Below are 15,196 nucleotides of genomic sequence, written 5' to 3'. Positions count from 1 at the left end.
CCCACGGCGTGAGGGCGGGAGTCGATCATGGGAGCGTAAAAGGAGGGAAATCAGGTCAGGTGCTGCTGGCGCAGGTAGTCCTCGGACTGCATCTCCATCAGTATTTCAGGCCCTTCGGCGAGGTGAACGCGAGGGCCGGAAAACGCTGGAAATGCCGGAATCCTATATGCCGGCAACAGGCTGAAGTTTCAAGGCAATTCCGAAAAGCGTGACATCATGCAGGCGACTGATTGGGCCGCCGGGACTACGCTTGGATTCGCCACTCTACCCCCTGGCATCCGCGATTTGTGTGACACCGGCTGTGACACCATTTATCGGACTGTATTTCTGACAGTCTAAGAACAGCCATGCCCAGACTGACCGACACGACGATCCGCCACGCCCGCGCCAAGGACGGGATTCGGACCATTCTGAGGGACGGCGCCGGCCTCGAATTGCAGGTCCATCCGAGCGGCACCAAGACGTGGTACCTGCGCTGCCGCGTCCGCGCGGAGGGCGGCGGCAAGGGCATCCAGCGCCGCGTCGCGCTGGGCGCCTATCCCGCGGTGTCGCTGTCGGACGCGCGGCTGGCGGCCGGCCGCGTCGTCTCGGAGGCGCGCAGCGGCCAGGACCCGAAGGCGGCCGAAACGCGGGCCGTACTCGGCCTGGAGAAACCGCGCACGGTGGCCGACGCTGCCGCGCTCTACATCGCGCACCTGAAGGCGATCGGGCGGGCGGAACGCTACTGGAAGGAACGGGAACGGCTGCTGAAGCTCCATCTCGTGCCGGCGCTGGGCAAGCTCGCGCCGGCCGACGTCGATCGCGCCATGCTGTCGGCCGTGGTGGATCGCGAGGCGCGGCGCCAAGCCAAGGCCAAGCAGAAAGGCGTGCAGACGCGCCGGCTGGGCAGCGTGATCACCGCGCTGTGGCGGCATCTGGAGGACAAGGGATGGCTTTCCACCCGCGGCACGGCAGACCGGCTGCTGGTGTCCGCCGCCGCGGAGCGCTCGCGCGACCGCATTCTGAGCGACGGCGAACTCGGCGAACTCGCCCTGGCGCTCGGCCTGCTGGACGGCCGCACGATCTACCAGCGGGAGGCCGATGGCACCCGCCCGATAAGCCGGCAGACGCTCGACGCTATGACCCTTGCGCTGCTGCTCGGCCTGCGCGCCGGAGAGGCGCTGCGCATCCAGGCCGGCGATATCCAGGAGGACAGGGAGACGGGCTTCGTCCTGCTGCGCGTGGCCGCGCACGGCGGCAAAACCGCGGCGGCTCGTCGTGATCTGCCACTACCGCCCCTGGCGCTCAGCGTTCTACGCCGCCGCCAGCAGGCGTGCGAGGATGGCCCCCTGTTTCTCAGCCCGAGCGGCAAGACCGCGGGTGCGCTCACCGTGGATGGACTCGCGTGCGCCGCCCGGCTGCTGACCGGCAAACTGGGCCACCATGACGCAGAAGGCCGGCGCTGGACACCCCACGATCTGCGCCGCACCTGCGCCTCGATCCTCGGCGAGTACGACACGCCCGACGCGGTGCAGAAGCGCATCCTGGGCCATGCGAGCGACGGCGTGACAGCGCGCGTGTACGACCGCTCGCGCCGGCTCCGGCAGATGCGGGAGGCGCTGATGGCCGTCGAGAAGCACACGATGATCCAGGCCCGCGGGGCGGCAGGGCTGGACACGGAGCCGGTGCGGCTCGGAGGATAGCTGGGTCACGCACACCTCGGCGCGATGCCCTCTGCCCCTCCATCGCATTGCCGGCCGCCCGTGCCATCGGCTTCGTTTGCAATGGGCTGACGGCCCAGCATGGCAAGTAGTTCCGTCATAGGCCGCGCACCCGTCACCAGTTGCTCGATCTCTTGCTCGGTCAGCCGCTCCCGTACGATGTCGCCGACGGGCACCACGCCAGTGAAGCGGGATCTGAACGCGTCGTGGACGATTCGGCGGATTTCCCGTTCCCGCTCTATGCGCCGTTGCGCCTCCCCACGCTCCTCCGTCGTCCGGCTCCTACCGGATGGCACACCACCGCCATGTTCTACAGGTCTTGGCGAATCCGGTCTTGTTCTGGGTGACAGCCGTGTCACGGGTACCGGTGACGCCCCTGACACCTCTCCGGCGACAGAGCGGTCACCCCCTGCCGCTTTATCCACAGGCGAACTGGTGACAGGACTGTCACCAGTTCCATGGCGGGAGGAAACGCCGCGACGACCGTACTCGCCATAGCGGACGCGCCGCTCATCGGTTCGCGCGACACCGATGGCGCGGCTGGTGGGAAGGTCGGCCGGATTGCGGATTACCCGGAACTGCCCAGCTTTACCTTCCGCATTCACCCGAACAACGCGGCCGCACTCCTCCAGTTCGCCAAGCCAACGCTGAAGGCTGCGGCGCGACACCCCTTGCTCATCGGCCAAGCGCCGCAACGAGCGCCGGCACAGACCGGTGCGGTCGGCGTGCCCGCAAAGGAGCGAATAGAGCCACCGGGCGTCACGGGAGAGCGTGCAATCGGCCAACGCGTCCGCTGGCACGATGGCAAAGGCACCGCCACCTGTGATGTCGCTTAGGATGCCGGGCATGCGGCGCTCCTCCGGGACGTCCACCGCTCCATGCACATCGAAGCCGTGCAATCAGCATACAGTGTATGAAAGGCATGGAACCGCCCCTCATCCCTCAAGAAATTCCTTGAGTCGAGCAGCAAGCCCATCGAAATGTCACTTTTTCTAAAGGATGTCGTAGCGCAGCGTAGTTTTGCATACTATGTCGCAGTTCTTACAATATCTCAGGAAGCTAATCATAATATCAAAACGCTCTTTTTTTTAACCTGATTCCCCGACTCGGGTAAATATGCGCTTGGCCAACCGGGCCATCATCGGCGTCGGGCATTCCAACTGCCTCTCGGTTGTCAGGCAATCTTGCGCGATCTTGTGAATAAGCATGCAATAAGAGTGCGTAACAAAACCGGCTGGGAACGGTTGGTAGGGGCATGGCAGCCCCTCTTGTTTGCGACGCCTTGTGGGCGATCTGAGGTGGTCCCCGTTCCCCGGACAGTTGGATAAGCTTGGTTCGCCCATCAGGAAGGACGGACCCGATGACGGGGAAACGGAAGCGGTATTCGGCGGAGTTCAAGGCGAAGGTGGCGCTGGAGGCGATTCGGGGCGAGCTGACGGTGTCGCAGCTCGTGGCCAAGCACGGGGTGCACCAGACGCTGATCAACGCCTGGAAGAAGCAGGCCGTCGAGGGGATGGCCGGGGTGTTTTCCGGCAAGGCGGAGGCTGCTGAGGCCAGCCATCAGGGCGAGGTGGAAAAGCTGCACGCCATGATCGGCCAGTTGGTCGTGGAACGCGATTTTTTGCGCAAGGCCTNCGGACGATGAGCATTGGCCGGAGGCGGGAGATGATCGAGCCGGAGCATCCGCGCCTGTCGATCACGCGACAGTGCGCGCTGGTGTCGCTCAGCCGCTCCAGCTATTACGAGCCGGTGAAGGGCGAGCCGGCCGAGAACCTGGAGCTGATGCGGCGGATCGACGCGCAGTTTTTGGAGACGCCCTGGTACGGCAGCCGGCAGATGACCCGTCATCTCCGGCGCCAGGGGCAGGAGGTCAACCGCAAGCGGGTCCGCCGTCTGATGCTGCGGATGGGCTTGCAGGCGGTCTACCAGCGTCCAAAGACGACGGTGCCTCATCCGGAGCACAAAATCTGGCCGTACCTGCTGCGGGACATGGTCATCGACCGTCCGAACCAGGTGTGGTGCGCTGATATCACGTACATTCCCATGCGCCGTGGCTTCCTGTACTTGGTCGCCGTGATGGACTGGGCGACACGTCGGGTGCTGGCGTGGCGACTGTCGAACACCATGGACGTCGAGTTCTGCCTGGAGGCGGTGGAGGAGGCGATGGCGCGGCACGGCCGCCCGGAGATCTTCAACACCGATCAGGGCAGCCAGTTCACCAGCCCGCGCTTCACCGGCCTCTTGACCGCGGCCGGCATTCGGGTGTCGATGGATGGACGGGGCCGCTGGATGGACAACGTGTTCATCGAACGGCTCTGGCGATCGCTGAAGTACGAGTGTGTCTACCTCCATGCCTTCGAGTTGGGCAGCGAGGCGCGGGCCGGAATCGGCCAGTGGATCGAGTATTACAACGCCGACCGACCGCACTCTGCGCTCGGCGGCCGAACCCCGGCTGAAGCCCACCAGGGCGTCCCGGTTGGGATCAGATTGGCGGCATGACACGGACCTGAACCAAGCTTATCCCAGCCGCAAAACTGTCCGGGGAACGGGGACCACCTCAGTCTGCAAACATGCGATCGCGATTAAGAGCGCCTAACAGAACCATCTCTGGACGAAGCGCCAGCAGATGAGGCTGGCCGCGATATGGTGAAAGGCAGTGAAGATGTCGGCGCGCCGTTCGTAGCGGACGGCGATGCGGCGGAAGCGGGCAAACCAAGCGAGCGTACGCTCGACCACCCATCGATATCGGCCGAGACGCTCGCTGCTTTCGACGCCACGCCGGGCAATCCGCGGAATGATCGCTCGTTGGCGCAGCGCCCGCCGGCAGTGAGCGAAGTCGTAGCCCTTGTCGGCATGCAGCTTGGCCGGTCGCCGCCGGGGCCGGCCCGCACACTGGCGGATCGCCGGCACGGCATCGACCAGCGCCTCCAGCAGCTTGCTGTCGTGCCGGTTGGCTGGCGAGATCCTCAGGGCGAGCGGGATGCCGTTAGCATCGACGAGGATGTGGCGCTTGGAGCCCGGCTTGCCGCGATCCGTCGGGTTCGGGCCGGTCTCCTCACCCCCCTTTTTGCCGGGACGCTGGCGCTGTCCACCGCCGCACGATCCCAGTTGATGGCGTTGGCATAGCCGAGACGGTCGAGCAGCACACGATGCAGCCGTTCCCACACGCCAGCCCGATGCCACTCGTGCAGACGCCGCCAGCAGGTCATACCCGAGCCGCAGCCCATCTCCACCGGCAGAAGCTCCCAAGGAATACCCGTGCGCAGCACGAACAGGATGCCGGTCAGCGCAGCACGATCGCACAGCCGGGGCCGTCCGCCTTTCGGCTTGGGCAGCTCCGGCGGGATCAGAGGTTCGATGATCGCCCACAAGGCGTCGCAAACAAGAGGGGCTGCCATGCCCCTACCAACCGTTCCCAGCCGGTTTTGTTACGCACTCTAAGCTGTTGATCTGGCTGTGTTCCCCAGGGAGCGGGCCATACCGGACAGCACTGCCCGTCCTTATCGAACCGATCTCAGTGACGCCGAATGGTAAGCCACCGGTGGGTGCCGCTTACTGAGGTGGCGGGTGATGTGCCGTAGTTTGGCATTGGTGCAAGCACTGGCGCTAAGGATGGTGCGATGGGAGGGGTAGAGGTTCTCCCGGGTCGGGAACGGCGACGGGAATGGAGCGAGGGGGAGAAGCGGGCGCTGGTCGCGGCGTTTGCGCCGGGGGCGGTGGTGACGCAAGTGGCGCGGCGGGCGGACGTCAGCGCAAGCCTGCTGTACCGCTGGCGGCGGGAGCAGGAGTACCCCTCCGCCGAGGGCCACCTTGTGACCGAGCGGGGAAGCTGAATCATGGGGCCTGTCCCTATGGCTATCCCTATGGCAGTCCCTATGACTATCCAACGCGTCGAGGTGATCACGGGCCTGGAGCGGCGACGGCAGTTCAGCGACGAGGAGAAGCTGCGGCTGGTCGAAGAGGCGTTCCAGCCGGGCGTCAAGGCGACCGAAGTTGCCCGGCGCCTTGGCGTGGACGTCAGCCTGCTGTACCGCTGGCGCCGCCAGTTCTTCGGTCAGCAGCCCCGGCTGCCCGCCTTCATGCCGATCACCGTCGCCACCGACGCTCCGGCACCGGAGGAGGTGGCGGAGCCGACAGCGGCGCCCGCAGCCCCACCAGCCGGTCTCATCGAGGTCGAGTTCGCGACGGCGCGCTTGCGCATCACCGGCCCGGTCGATCCGGCCCTGGTCGGCACGGTGATCGCCGCGCTGTCGGGACGGTCGGCATGATCCCGGTGCCCTCGGGCGTTCGGGTCTGGCTGGCCGGCGGGGTCACCGACATGCGCTGCGGGATGAACTCGCTGGCGCTGAAGGTCCAGGAGGGTCTTGGCCGCGATCCTCATGCCGGCGATTTATACGTCTTCCGTGGACGTCGCGGCGACATGGTGAAGTGCCTGTGGCATGACGGGCTCGGCATGTCGCTTTACGCCAAGAGGCTTGAGCGGGGCCGTTTCATCTGGCCCAGCCCGGCCAGCGGAGCCGTGGCCATTTCCGCGTCCCAGTTCGCGTATCTGCTCGACGCCATCGACTGGCGCAACCCGCAGCAAACCTGGAGGCCGCGCTCGGCCGGATAGGCTGCGGCACAGTGAATCAACCCGCCGCTCTCCGGCGGGAAGAGCGAGGATTGGTGCGGGTTTCCGGGTACAATCCGGCCCCATGGACGCCCTGCCCGACGACATCGACGCCCTGCGCGCCGCGCTGATCGAAGCGCATGGCCGAGCTGCGTTGGCCGAGGCGGACGCCGCCCAGGCGCGGGCCGAACGGTCCAGCGACCAAGCGCTGATCGCCACCCTGAAGCTCCAGATCGAGAAGCTCCAGCGCGACCTCGACGGCCGTCGCTCCGAACGGACCTCCCGGTTGCTCAACCAGCTCGAATTCCAGTTGGAGGAGGCGGAGGCAAGCGTCGGCGAGGACGATCTGGCGGTGGAGCGGGCGGCCGAGGTGACCGGCGCGGCCCGCATCACCCGTAAGGCGCCGTCGCGCAAGCCGTTCCCGGCGCACCTGCCGCGTGAGCGCGTCGTGATCCCGGCGCCGGCGGTGTGCCCATGCTGCGGCTCGACCCGGCTGTGCAAGCTGGGTGAAAGCGTGACCGAGACGGCCGAGCGCATCCCAGCACGCTGGAAGATCATCCAAACGGTGCGTGAGAAATTCTCCTGCCGGGACTGCGAGACGATCAGCCAGCCCCCGGCACCGTTCCACACCACGCCGCGCGGCTGGGCGGGGCCGAACCTGCTGGCCACGTTGCTGTTCGAGAAGTTCGGCCAGCATCAGCCGCTGAACCGCCAGTGCGAACGCTTCGCCAAGGAGGGCATGGCGATCAGCCTGTCCACCGCGGCCGACCAGGTGGGGGCGGCCTGCGGCGTGCTGAAACCGCTGCTCGACCGGCTCGCAGCGCATGTGCTGGCGGCGAAGCGGTTGCACGGCGACGACACGACCGTGCCGGTGCTGGCGAAGGGCAAGACCGACACCGGCCGCATCTGGGTCTATGTGCGCGACGATCGCCCCTTCGCGGGCGCGGCGCCGCCGGCGGCGCTGTTCCACTACTCCCGCGACCGTGGCGGTGGGCATCCCGAGGCGCATCTGGCCGGGTGGGCGGGGGTGCTGCAGGCCGACGCCTATGCCGGGTACAACCGCCTCTACGACGCGAGCCGCCAGCCGGAGCCCGTGGCGGAGGCCCTGTGTTGGGCGCACGCGCGTCGGAAATTCTTCGAGCTGGCCGACATCGCCGCCAACAAGCGGCGCGGCAAGGGAGCGCCGCCGATCTCCCCGCTGGCGCTGGAGGCGGTGCAGCGCATCAACCCGCTGTTCGACATCGAGCGCGAGGCGCTGGGGCGTTCGGCGGCCGACCGTCTGGCGCTGCGCACCGAGCTGTCCAAGCCCCGGATCGAGGAACTGGAGACCTGGATGCGGGCGGCCCGGGCCGGGATGTCGAAGCACGCGCCGGTGGCCAAGGCGATGGACTACATGCTGACCCGCTGGGAAGGCTTCACCCGCTTCCTGCGTGACGGAGGGTCTGCCTGACCAACAATGCCGCCGAACGAGCGTTGCGCGGCATCGCTCTGGGCAGACGGGCATGGCTGTTCTGCGGCTCGGATCGAGGCGGGCAGCGCGCTGCCGCCATGTACAGCTTGATCGTGAGCGCCAAGATGAACGACATCGATCCCCAGGCGTGGCTGGCCGACGTCCTGGCCCGCATCAACGATCTGCCGCAGACGAAGCTGCACGAGTTGCTGCCCTGGGAATGGAAGCGGCTGCACGAGACGACCACGGCGATCTGAGGAACCATGGCCAGAACCCGCAACCTCGTGACCATGGAGCGCGTCGCCGAGATCCTCGGCGAGGACGTCGAATGGCTGATCGACATCGCCATCGAGTTGGAGCCGGAGGACGGTTGCCTGACCGTGTTCGGCCCAGGCGAGCAGTGGTTCTATGCCCTGAGCGAGGATGGTGTCGAGAACCTCAAGGAACTGATCCAAATCCACCGAACGGGACGCTGACCGTTTCGATCCGCACCTGCGTCACTCACCGGATGCGTACGAGCAGGAGGCGGCGGCCGGCGGATTTGCCGCCGTGGTGGTGACGCCGGATCGGCCTGCCCCTGAGGGGCGGACGATGCCTGGATCGAGATTGAGGTCGGTGGGGTGGCGCGCCTGCGCCTTCCCCCTCAACGCCTCCGGCGCTGGCGGCGTCGGTGGTCTTGGCATTGGTGCGGCGATGATCGCGCTCCCTGCTTCGGCCCGCGTGTGGCTGGCGGTCGGGCGGGCTTGATGGCGACGATGCCCGTGTCACATGGTTCCCCGGTGGTTCCCCGGAGTCGCTCGCAACCCCGGCCGAAGCCGGGACTCCGCTCCCGAGGGTGTTCCGAGGGTTGCCGGCCGGGGCGTTTCCAAATGCCTCGGCCTACGCACCCGTCGGAGGGCTCACCACTCTCAAGCCTGATGCGAAGTCCTCAATGCCGTCCGGATCCAAGTCGATTCCCTTGTCTCCCGTCTGAGGTTCTTCACCACGGGTGCCCCTAAGTTCAAGCTCAAGGCGTTGCTGCTCTTGCAGCCACTTTTCGTTGAGGGCTTTCAGATGCCGCTCGTAGTTCGACGGGAGGACCTTTAGAAGGGGCTCCTCGGCCTTCACGATAAACGGCTGAAACAGGTGGCTCTCGTTCTTGGAGATGAACTCAAGGCAAAATTTTCGGACGTTGGTGGTGTCCTGGACCTGAAGTGGTGCAAGAGAGTCTTCTAGTTTTTCGAGCTTGTCATCGTGCTTCGTATCAATCCAGAAGATCGGGTATGGCCGGCCGCCAAGGACGCCCTTCAACTCCTTTTTACCGTCGTAGCGAAGGACTATCTTGTCGTCGAGGTCCTTTGCCGGAATGACCATGCTCAACAAAAGAGCCACTTCCAGGCTTATAGCGAACTTCCGGGCAGTTGCTTGCCCGCAGATGCGAAATCCTGTGTCAATAGAAGGACCAACAAAATCCTTGATTAGCCCCTCTCGGTCCTTGCCTCCTTTGTACCATTTGTTAAGGTAGTAGAAGTGGAGGAGTATAGGCATGCCGCTGCCAAGCTCGTCTGGCATGCCTTGGACGGTATAGCGAAATATCACCTCAGAATTTGCCACCGGAAAGCCGGCGACCCAAGCTGCCGCTTTTACATCGAGGCCGATCTTCTGTTCTGCCAGTACAGCCCTGTAGTGGAGGAGGGTGTTCAGCCAGCAAACGACGCCTGCATAAACCTCGCGGGGGTCGCTGATCTCAAGCGTATAAATCAGTTCGTCGCCGTTGGACTTCCAAAGCTCGGGCGTGGCGTTGGCAGGCCAATTGACTGGAGGGGCAATTCGGGTTTTGTAGGCGTTCCATTCGGTGAAAAACTGCTTCTCAACATCTCTGTAGAAATGCCCGATAGGCGAGAACCAGGACGCTCCCAGATTGGCAAGGGAAGCGTCCTGCTCGGGCTCTTTGAGGGGGAAGCCTCCTCGCTGCTTGAGGGCGGTGGAGCCAACCAAATCAATGCTCAAGAAGAGCCGAAGGCGGGGTTTTAGGAACTCCGCAATGCCGTCCAGGTCCATTTCTTCTTTGAACCCCTTAAGGTAACCCGAGTCCCTCTGCCCGTACCTTCGCCGCAGCTTGAGAGACGCCAAAATATGAAGCGACCGCCCCTAGGTCGTGCCCGAGTTCTTTGAACTTGGTCTTGAACTCAGCCTCAGGCATCAGAAATGCCGCCGCAAACCAGTTGGCCTCCCACTCGACTCTGTCTGAGCCATAGCGGGTCGCGGCCATTCTCTGGACAGGTGTTCCGTTCTTGTTAGGCCAAAGGAAGTGAAGGACATAGTGCCCTAACTCGTGAGCGATGGTGAATTTGTCCCGCTCCAACGAGGTGTCAGTGGACACGAAGATGTCGAACTTGCCCGCTGCCTCGACGATCATGGATCCCGAGTCGCTTAGCCCAGTGTCCCAGAAATTCTTAACGCTGATCTTCCCGCCCAACTTGGCGACAACGTCCTTGAGATCCCCGCCCGGCTTGTAGCCCAACTGCGATGCGATGCTCTCAGCGAGTCGGTGCACGGACTGCTTGGTCAGATTGCTCGGCCTGGGGCTGTCGTATTTTAGGGTGTCCATGAACTCAAACCTGCATCTGTGGCACGACAGTGCAGACGCTTTGTCTCGCATCTGGTTGGGCTTGGCAAGCTATCTCACTGTAGGCAACGTATCGACAGCCAACATGATCCTGCTGTGACCGGCGTCACAGGGGACATGATTTTGGTCCGGTGTTTGGCGGGGTAACCGGTTGGCTTCCGGATCCCTTGGTCCCATGGCGGAGACGGGTCTGTCACCGTGGCTTTGACCGGTCGGGGAGGGGGTGTGATGATCGGGCCTCCCGACACTGCTGCGGACACGGCGAGAGATACGAGGCGGGCGGGTTGACGGCGCCATTGTCACATCAACGCTGAATCGCCAGTCCAAACCGTTTGAACAGTTTGGCTTGATAGGATCGGACGGGCCGAGGCATTTGGAAACGCCCCGGCCGTCAACCCTCGGAAGACCCTCGGGAAAGGTGGTGCCCCAGGTCCGACTCGAACGGACACGACTTTGCGGTCAACAGATTTTGAGATTGTGTTCACTCGTGTTCAGCCACCACGTTTTGTATACACATTATGCGGTTGATATTCCTTGCACATCCGAGCTGCGTATTCGGCCTTTTATCTTGCTGTCCCAGGAGCCCCCCCCTTTCAGCCACCCTTTAGTTTGTTGAGCCCGACGGCCTTGTAGGGGCGTAGTCGTCGGGCGGCATCGCGGCGGGGTAAGGGTAGCGGCCGATCCACTGCGCCTCCTCGGGGGCTGTGGCGCTCTTCAGGCAGGCGACAATCAGCGTCTCGTGGAAGCGGCGCAGCAGCTTCCGGTGCTCCGCCCCGAGCCGGAGCAACTCGGCATCCTTGCTCCACCGGATACGGGCTCTCCGGCGTGTCATGGTAGGCCTGTCGTGATCGCAGGTAGGTCGTGGATGGTCCAGGGCGCTCAGCTCGTTCAGGGCGCCTTGTACGAGCCGCCAGGAGGGGTCTGCACGCTCGACTGGGTCGGCGAGTTCGAGGGCCAGGGCCAGCTTGGCGGCGACGCCGGCACGGGTCTGCGACGGCTGGTCGATGATCCGCCTGACCAGGGTGTCGAGGCTGCGGTCCAGCTCCAGTTGGCGCGTCTCGATGTTCAGAAGGTCGCCGGCTTCAGGAGCGCCCACCTTCATCGTCTCTTCGAAACGGTTCGCGCCGACCAGTTGGAGGAGCTCCTGCTCCAGGCGGCTCCACTCGCTGCGCAGAACCTCGACTTGCACCATGCCGGCTCGCCATTCCTGCCAGAGTGGCAGGACGGGCTCACCCATCGGTGCGTCGGTCACTGGCACCACCATCGGCATGGCGGCAAGTCCAGCCAGGAGCGCGCGGCGGGAAACAGCCGGGGTACGGTTATCCGGGAGCTGGCGCACGCGCGAGCGCGCCGCGGTCGCTGAAGCCGCGTTCATGCTGCTCCTCCTTGTGCTAAAGTCACATGAAGAGGACAAGAGCATATATGCCACATGCACACTGATGTGACAAGCGCACAATTTCGTATGGCGCGGGCGGCGCTGGAATGGACCGTCCGCGATCTGGCCGCCAAAGCTGGCGTGCACCGGAACACCATTGCCCGCATCGAAGCTGGTGAGGCTTCACATGGGCCGACGCTCGCGGCCGTTCGGCGGGCGCTTGAGGATGCCGGCATCATCTTCCTATCGGCAGGCGAGCAGGCAAACGGCGGCCCCGGCGTGCGCCTGCGCGAACCGGAAGAGACCTGACCGCCCTCCCCCATCCTCCTGTTCGACCGGGAAACGGCCATCCTCCCGTCCCGACCTGCGATCCGGAGAACCCCGCCCGCAGCGGCGCGCAAGGCTGGCCGCAGGCCACCGCCGGAGGCGGCTTGGCCTTGCGCGGCGCGAGGACGGGGTTAGCCTCGGGAGCAGCGGACGGGGCGGAAGAGCGGCGCCGTCAGGCCGGCGGATGCGAAGTTTTCATGGCTGCCCAGCCGTACGGGCATGCCTCGTGAGACACAGGTGTGACACCGGCCGGCAAGCACCCGGAAAAAATCAAGTAAGATGAGGACGTTGCAGGTAGTCCTCGCTCTGCATCTCCATCAGGCGGCTGACCGTGCGTTCGAATTCGAAGGCGTGGGTGCCCTCGGGGTACAGCCGTTCCGGTGGGCCTTCGGCGGCGACCACGAGGTTGACCTTGTGCTCGTAGAGCGCGTCGATCAGCGTCATGAAGCGCTTGGCCTCGTTGCGCAGCTCGTCCTTCATCGTCGGCACGCCGTGGATCAGCACGGTGTGGAAGTGCGTCGCGATGGCGATGTAGTCGGCCGCACCCAGCGGCTTGCCGCACAGGCTCCAGAAATCCACCAGCGCGACGCATTTGGCGGCGCAGGCGATCTCCACCTTCCGGCCCTGGACCGACAGATGGGTCGGTTCGCCCCGGGCGCCGTCGGTCAGCGTCGCGAAGGTCTGGCGGATCCTGGCGTCGCTCTCAGGGCCGAGCGGCCAGAAATAGACGGGCTTGCCCTGGAGCCGGTCCAGCCGATAGTCGGTCGGCCCTTCCAGCGCCAGAACGTCGAGCTTTTCCTTGAGCAGCGCGATGAAGGGCAGGAACAGCTCGCGCTGGAGCCCGTCCTTGTAGAGCATGTCCGGCGGCCAGTTGGAGGTCGCGACCACCACCACGCCCAGGTCGAACAGGCTGGTGAACAGCCGGCCGAGGATCATCGCGTCCACGACGTTGGTGACGTGGAACTCGTCGAAGCAGAGCAGCCATGCCTCGTCGGCGAGTGCGCGGGCCAGTTCGGGCAGGGCGTCGTCCGCGTCCTTGCCCTTGCTCTTGCCCGACTGGCGGTGCTGGTGGATGCGCTCGTGCACCTCCAGCATGAATTCGTGGAAATGGACGCGGCGCTTCTTCTCCACCGGGGCGGTGTCGAAGAACAGGTCCATCAGCATCGACTTGCCGCGCCCGACGCCGCCGTACATGTAGAGACCCTGCGGCGCCTCCGCCGGTTCGGAGCGCGGGCGGCCCAGCCCGAACCGCTCCAGCCAGCCGGCCTTCGCTCCGCCGGCCTTCCCGGCCGGCTGCGGGCTGTAGCCCTTCAGCGCCTTGTAGAGGCTCTGGAGCTTCTCGGCGGCCAGCTCCTGGTCGGGGTCGGGGCGCAGCGTTCCGGTGCCGCGGCGGGCCCGGTAGAGCGAAAGCGGTCCGTCAGACATGGAATTCGCGGGTCTCGGCAGGGAAAGGTCTTACGTAGCCGATGCGTCCCCGCGGGGCAACGCCCGATGCCGGGATGCAGATGCGCTCAGGCGCCCACCATTCAGGCAACCACCACGCGGTTGCGTCCCTGGCGCTTGGCTTCGTAGAGGGCGGCGTCGGCCCGGCGGACGGTGTGTTCGTAATCCGGGTGCCCCTCGTGCAGGGCCGCCCCGATCGAGGCGGTGACCCGCAGCCCGTTCCCGGCACCCCCGGCGCCGGGAAAACGGTGCTCCTCGACCATGCGGCGCAGCTGGTCGGCCTTCACGCGCAGCGCCGCCTCGTCCATCTCGGTCAGCAGGATAAGGAACTCCTCCCCGCCGTAGCGGAAGACGAAATCGCCGGCCCGGACGTGGGTGTGCAGCAGCTCCGCCATGTCCGACAGGACGGAATCGCCGGCCTGATGGCCCAGCGTGTCGTTGATCGCCTTGAAATGGTCGGCGTCCATCAGCAGCACGGCGAAGGGCTTGCCGTGGCGCAGGCTGATGGCCACCTCGCGCTGGAAGATCGCCGGCATGAAGCGCCGCGTCAGCAGGCGGGTCAGCGGGTCGCGCCCGTTTTCGATCTCCATCGCCTTCTCGATGATAGTTCCGAGGATATAGGCGATCTCCGTGACGTCGTTGTTCAGTTCCTTGACGAAGGCGGGCGTGACCCAGCCGCCCTCCACCGCCGCGGACACCTTGGCGCTGATGCGGTTGGTGCGGTCGCGGATGAGGTCCAGCTCGGTCACCCGGCCGAAGGTCAGCTCCGCCTTGTGGTTCAGCCACAGGCCGAAATCGGAGGACTCGATGGCGGGCGGGCTGGCGTGGTTGCTGTCCTCATGCGCGTAGAAGGACACCACCGTGTTGCGCAGCCAGTCGAACAGCGAGGACTTCAGCCGCTCGCCCTCCAGCGCCAGATTGGGGCCGCTCATGAACATCTTCAGGGATTGCTGGTGGCGGACGTTGCCCAGCAGGTCGCCCAGATAGGCCTCGTGCATGTTGTCCAGCACGGTGTCCAGCAGCTCGCCGACGAACAGGATGGCGGACGCGGTCTGGGCGCGGCTGAGGTCGGCGGCGAGCAGGCGGGCGGACAGCTCCTTCTTGACGATCCGCATCCCGGCGTTGACCAGCGTCAGCGGGATGTTGATGCGGGCGTGGATCAGCCCGACCTGGTAATTCTGCTCCAGAACCGCCGCGATGGCCGTGTCGGTGGAGGCGGTGAAGAGCGCCTTGATCCAGCGCGCCAGCGAGGGGCGCAGCCGTTCCTGGACCAGTGTGTGGCTGAGGAAGGTGTTGCTGTCCGGACGGTCCAGCAGGATCGCGTAGAAGACCTTTGAAATCGCCTCGGCCTCGGCGAGCGCGATGGCCGTCACGCGCTCGCGCACGGCGGGTTCGGTGTCGGTCCACAGCGACGACAGCGTGGCGGCAAGGATCGCGGCTTTGCGGTCTTTCTGGCTGTCCATCGTCCCTGTTCCTTTGCGCAACCGTGCCCGACCCGTTCGAATTCTTAACGCCCGGAGACCGTCAGGCAAAGCGGCAATCACTCGTTCGGCCGATCGGGTTCATTGGTGCATTAAGGTTAAACTTCCATTATGGTTTTCGCGCGAGATTGGCGGTGGCCGGTGGCGGTACCGTCTTACGTTGGGCAATGCCACGCGGACGGTCCCTCACCGGCCCCCTTGGC

Annotated in this window: 15 protein-coding genes; 8 read left to right on the top strand and 7 right to left on the bottom strand. The window is 65.2% G+C overall.

All coding sequences use genetic code 11. The features are described 5' to 3' along the window. Positions 1-347 precede the first annotated feature (347 nt). Positions 348-1,682, top strand: coding sequence for a tyrosine-type recombinase/integrase (locus ABAZ39_RS12045; protein WP_038529640.1), 1,335 nt, complete (start codon positions 348-350; stop codon positions 1,680-1,682). A gap of 5 nt (positions 1,683-1,687) precedes the next feature. Here the strand turns inward: ABAZ39_RS12045 and ABAZ39_RS35570 are convergent, their stop codons facing one another. Next, a complete protein-coding gene (locus tag ABAZ39_RS35570) occupies positions 1,688-2,548 on the bottom strand; it encodes a helix-turn-helix domain-containing protein (protein WP_144243527.1) in 861 nt (286 codons plus the stop codon). A 512-nt stretch (positions 2,549-3,060) separates the two neighbouring features. Here ABAZ39_RS35570 and ABAZ39_RS12035 point away from each other — a divergent pair. Then, a protein-coding gene (locus ABAZ39_RS12035; protein ID WP_103041826.1) for an IS3 family transposase occupies positions 3,061-4,199 on the top strand; the annotation gives its coding sequence in 2 pieces (ribosomal slippage) (positions 3,061-3,316 and positions 3,316-4,199; 1,140 coding nt in all). A 93-nt stretch (positions 4,200-4,292) separates the two neighbouring features. Here the strand turns inward: ABAZ39_RS12035 and ABAZ39_RS34085 are convergent. Continuing rightward, positions 4,293-5,098 (bottom strand): IS5 family transposase gene (locus tag ABAZ39_RS34085; RefSeq protein ID WP_144243526.1). Its coding sequence is split into 2 segments (ribosomal slippage): positions 4,293-4,771 and positions 4,771-5,098, totalling 807 coding nucleotides; the frame shifts between segments, so codons are not numbered across the junction. A 222-nt stretch (positions 5,099-5,320) separates the two neighbouring features. Here ABAZ39_RS34085 and ABAZ39_RS12020 point away from each other — a divergent pair. The 5 genes from ABAZ39_RS12020 (at position 5,321) to ABAZ39_RS12000 (ending at position 8,235) form a co-directional block, all read left to right on the top strand. Further along, positions 5,321-5,533 (top strand): transposase, encoded by a 213-nt coding sequence (locus ABAZ39_RS12020; protein WP_051657981.1) that lies wholly within the window; start codon positions 5,321-5,323, stop codon positions 5,531-5,533. A gap of 42 nt (positions 5,534-5,575) precedes the next feature. After that, complete coding sequence (gene tnpA, locus ABAZ39_RS12015; RefSeq protein ID WP_038529636.1) at positions 5,576-5,968, top strand: IS66-like element accessory protein TnpA; 393 nt, start codon at positions 5,576-5,578, stop codon at positions 5,966-5,968. Next, on the top strand, positions 5,965-6,312 hold the full coding sequence (gene tnpB, locus ABAZ39_RS12010; protein WP_012973092.1) for an IS66 family insertion sequence element accessory protein TnpB: 348 nt from the start codon (positions 5,965-5,967) through the stop codon (positions 6,310-6,312). The genes tnpA and tnpB overlap by 4 nt, the downstream gene beginning before the upstream one ends. A gap of 82 nt (positions 6,313-6,394) precedes the next feature. After that, positions 6,395-8,016 (top strand): IS66 family transposase gene (tnpC, locus tag ABAZ39_RS12005; RefSeq protein ID WP_144243525.1). Its coding sequence is split into 2 segments (ribosomal slippage): positions 6,395-7,748 and positions 7,748-8,016, totalling 1,623 coding nucleotides; the frame shifts between segments, so codons are not numbered across the junction. A 6-nt stretch (positions 8,017-8,022) separates the two neighbouring features. Continuing rightward, the gene (locus tag ABAZ39_RS12000) at positions 8,023-8,235 is read left to right on the top strand and encodes a hypothetical protein (RefSeq protein WP_038529634.1); all 213 of its coding nucleotides are present in this window, start codon (positions 8,023-8,025) and stop codon (positions 8,233-8,235) included. A gap of 403 nt (positions 8,236-8,638) precedes the next feature. Here the strand turns inward: ABAZ39_RS12000 and ABAZ39_RS11995 are convergent, their stop codons facing one another. The 3 genes from ABAZ39_RS11995 to ABAZ39_RS11985 all read right to left on the bottom strand — a co-directional run bounded on the left by ABAZ39_RS11995 (position 8,639) and on the right by ABAZ39_RS11985 (position 11,742). Continuing rightward, a complete protein-coding gene (locus ABAZ39_RS11995) occupies positions 8,639-9,799 on the bottom strand; it encodes a hypothetical protein (protein WP_051657980.1) in 1,161 nt (386 codons plus the stop codon). A 16-nt stretch (positions 9,800-9,815) separates the two neighbouring features. Further along, positions 9,816-10,349, bottom strand: a complete 534-nt coding sequence (locus tag ABAZ39_RS11990) for an ImmA/IrrE family metallo-endopeptidase (protein WP_038529630.1) — start codon at positions 10,347-10,349, stop codon at positions 9,816-9,818. Between the two features lie 622 nt (positions 10,350-10,971). After that, the gene (locus ABAZ39_RS11985) at positions 10,972-11,742 is read right to left on the bottom strand and encodes a hypothetical protein (RefSeq protein WP_038529628.1); all 771 of its coding nucleotides are present in this window, start codon (positions 11,740-11,742) and stop codon (positions 10,972-10,974) included. Between the two features lie 54 nt (positions 11,743-11,796). Here ABAZ39_RS11985 and ABAZ39_RS11980 point away from each other — a divergent pair, with 54 nt between their 5' ends. Next, positions 11,797-12,051 carry a helix-turn-helix domain-containing protein gene (locus ABAZ39_RS11980; RefSeq protein WP_247881583.1) on the top strand — a complete coding sequence of 85 codons (255 nt, stop codon included), beginning with the start codon at positions 11,797-11,799 and terminating at the stop codon, positions 12,049-12,051. A gap of 288 nt (positions 12,052-12,339) precedes the next feature. Here the strand turns inward: ABAZ39_RS11980 and zapE are convergent, their stop codons facing one another. Both zapE and ABAZ39_RS11970 read right to left on the bottom strand, forming a co-directional pair. Beyond that, the gene (gene zapE / locus ABAZ39_RS11975; RefSeq protein ID WP_038529624.1) at positions 12,340-13,494 is read right to left on the bottom strand and encodes a cell division protein ZapE; all 1,155 of its coding nucleotides are present in this window, start codon (positions 13,492-13,494) and stop codon (positions 12,340-12,342) included. A gap of 101 nt (positions 13,495-13,595) precedes the next feature. Continuing rightward, positions 13,596-14,975: a diguanylate cyclase gene (locus ABAZ39_RS11970; RefSeq protein WP_038529622.1), complete on the bottom strand. Its 1,380-nt coding sequence runs from the start codon at positions 14,973-14,975 to the stop codon at positions 13,596-13,598. Between the last annotated feature and the right edge of the window lie 221 nt (positions 14,976-15,196).

It is taken from the genome of Azospirillum argentinense, from assembly GCF_000632475.1.
GTDB classification, from domain to species: domain Bacteria; phylum Pseudomonadota; class Alphaproteobacteria; order Azospirillales; family Azospirillaceae; genus Azospirillum; species Azospirillum baldaniorum.
This window is presented reverse-complemented; position numbering and strand designations above follow the sequence as displayed.

What these genes read in the sequence shown, in the direction of transcription:
- ABAZ39_RS12045 (WP_038529640.1), top strand. Translation starts at nt 348, where the DNA reads ATGCCCAGACTGACCGACACGACGATCCGCCACGCCCGCGCCAAGGAC.
- ABAZ39_RS35570 (WP_144243527.1), bottom strand. Translation starts at nt 2,548, where the DNA reads ATGCCCGGCATCCTAAGCGACATCACAGGTGGCGGTGCCTTTGCCATC.
- ABAZ39_RS12020 (WP_051657981.1), top strand. Translation starts at nt 5,321, where the DNA reads ATGGGAGGGGTAGAGGTTCTCCCGGGTCGGGAACGGCGACGGGAATGG.
- tnpA (WP_038529636.1), top strand. Translation starts at nt 5,576, where the DNA reads ATGACTATCCAACGCGTCGAGGTGATCACGGGCCTGGAGCGGCGACGG.
- tnpB (WP_012973092.1), top strand. Translation starts at nt 5,965, where the DNA reads ATGATCCCGGTGCCCTCGGGCGTTCGGGTCTGGCTGGCCGGCGGGGTC.
- ABAZ39_RS12000 (WP_038529634.1), top strand. Translation starts at nt 8,023, where the DNA reads ATGGCCAGAACCCGCAACCTCGTGACCATGGAGCGCGTCGCCGAGATC.
- ABAZ39_RS11995 (WP_051657980.1), bottom strand. Translation starts at nt 9,799, where the DNA reads ATGGACCTGGACGGCATTGCGGAGTTCCTAAAACCCCGCCTTCGGCTC.
- ABAZ39_RS11990 (WP_038529630.1), bottom strand. Translation starts at nt 10,349, where the DNA reads ATGGACACCCTAAAATACGACAGCCCCAGGCCGAGCAATCTGACCAAG.
- ABAZ39_RS11985 (WP_038529628.1), bottom strand. Translation starts at nt 11,742, where the DNA reads ATGAACGCGGCTTCAGCGACCGCGGCGCGCTCGCGCGTGCGCCAGCTC.
- ABAZ39_RS11980 (WP_247881583.1), top strand. Translation starts at nt 11,797, where the DNA reads ATGCACACTGATGTGACAAGCGCACAATTTCGTATGGCGCGGGCGGCG.
- zapE (WP_038529624.1), bottom strand. Translation starts at nt 13,494, where the DNA reads ATGTCTGACGGACCGCTTTCGCTCTACCGGGCCCGCCGCGGCACCGGA.
- ABAZ39_RS11970 (WP_038529622.1), bottom strand. Translation starts at nt 14,975, where the DNA reads ATGGACAGCCAGAAAGACCGCAAAGCCGCGATCCTTGCCGCCACGCTG.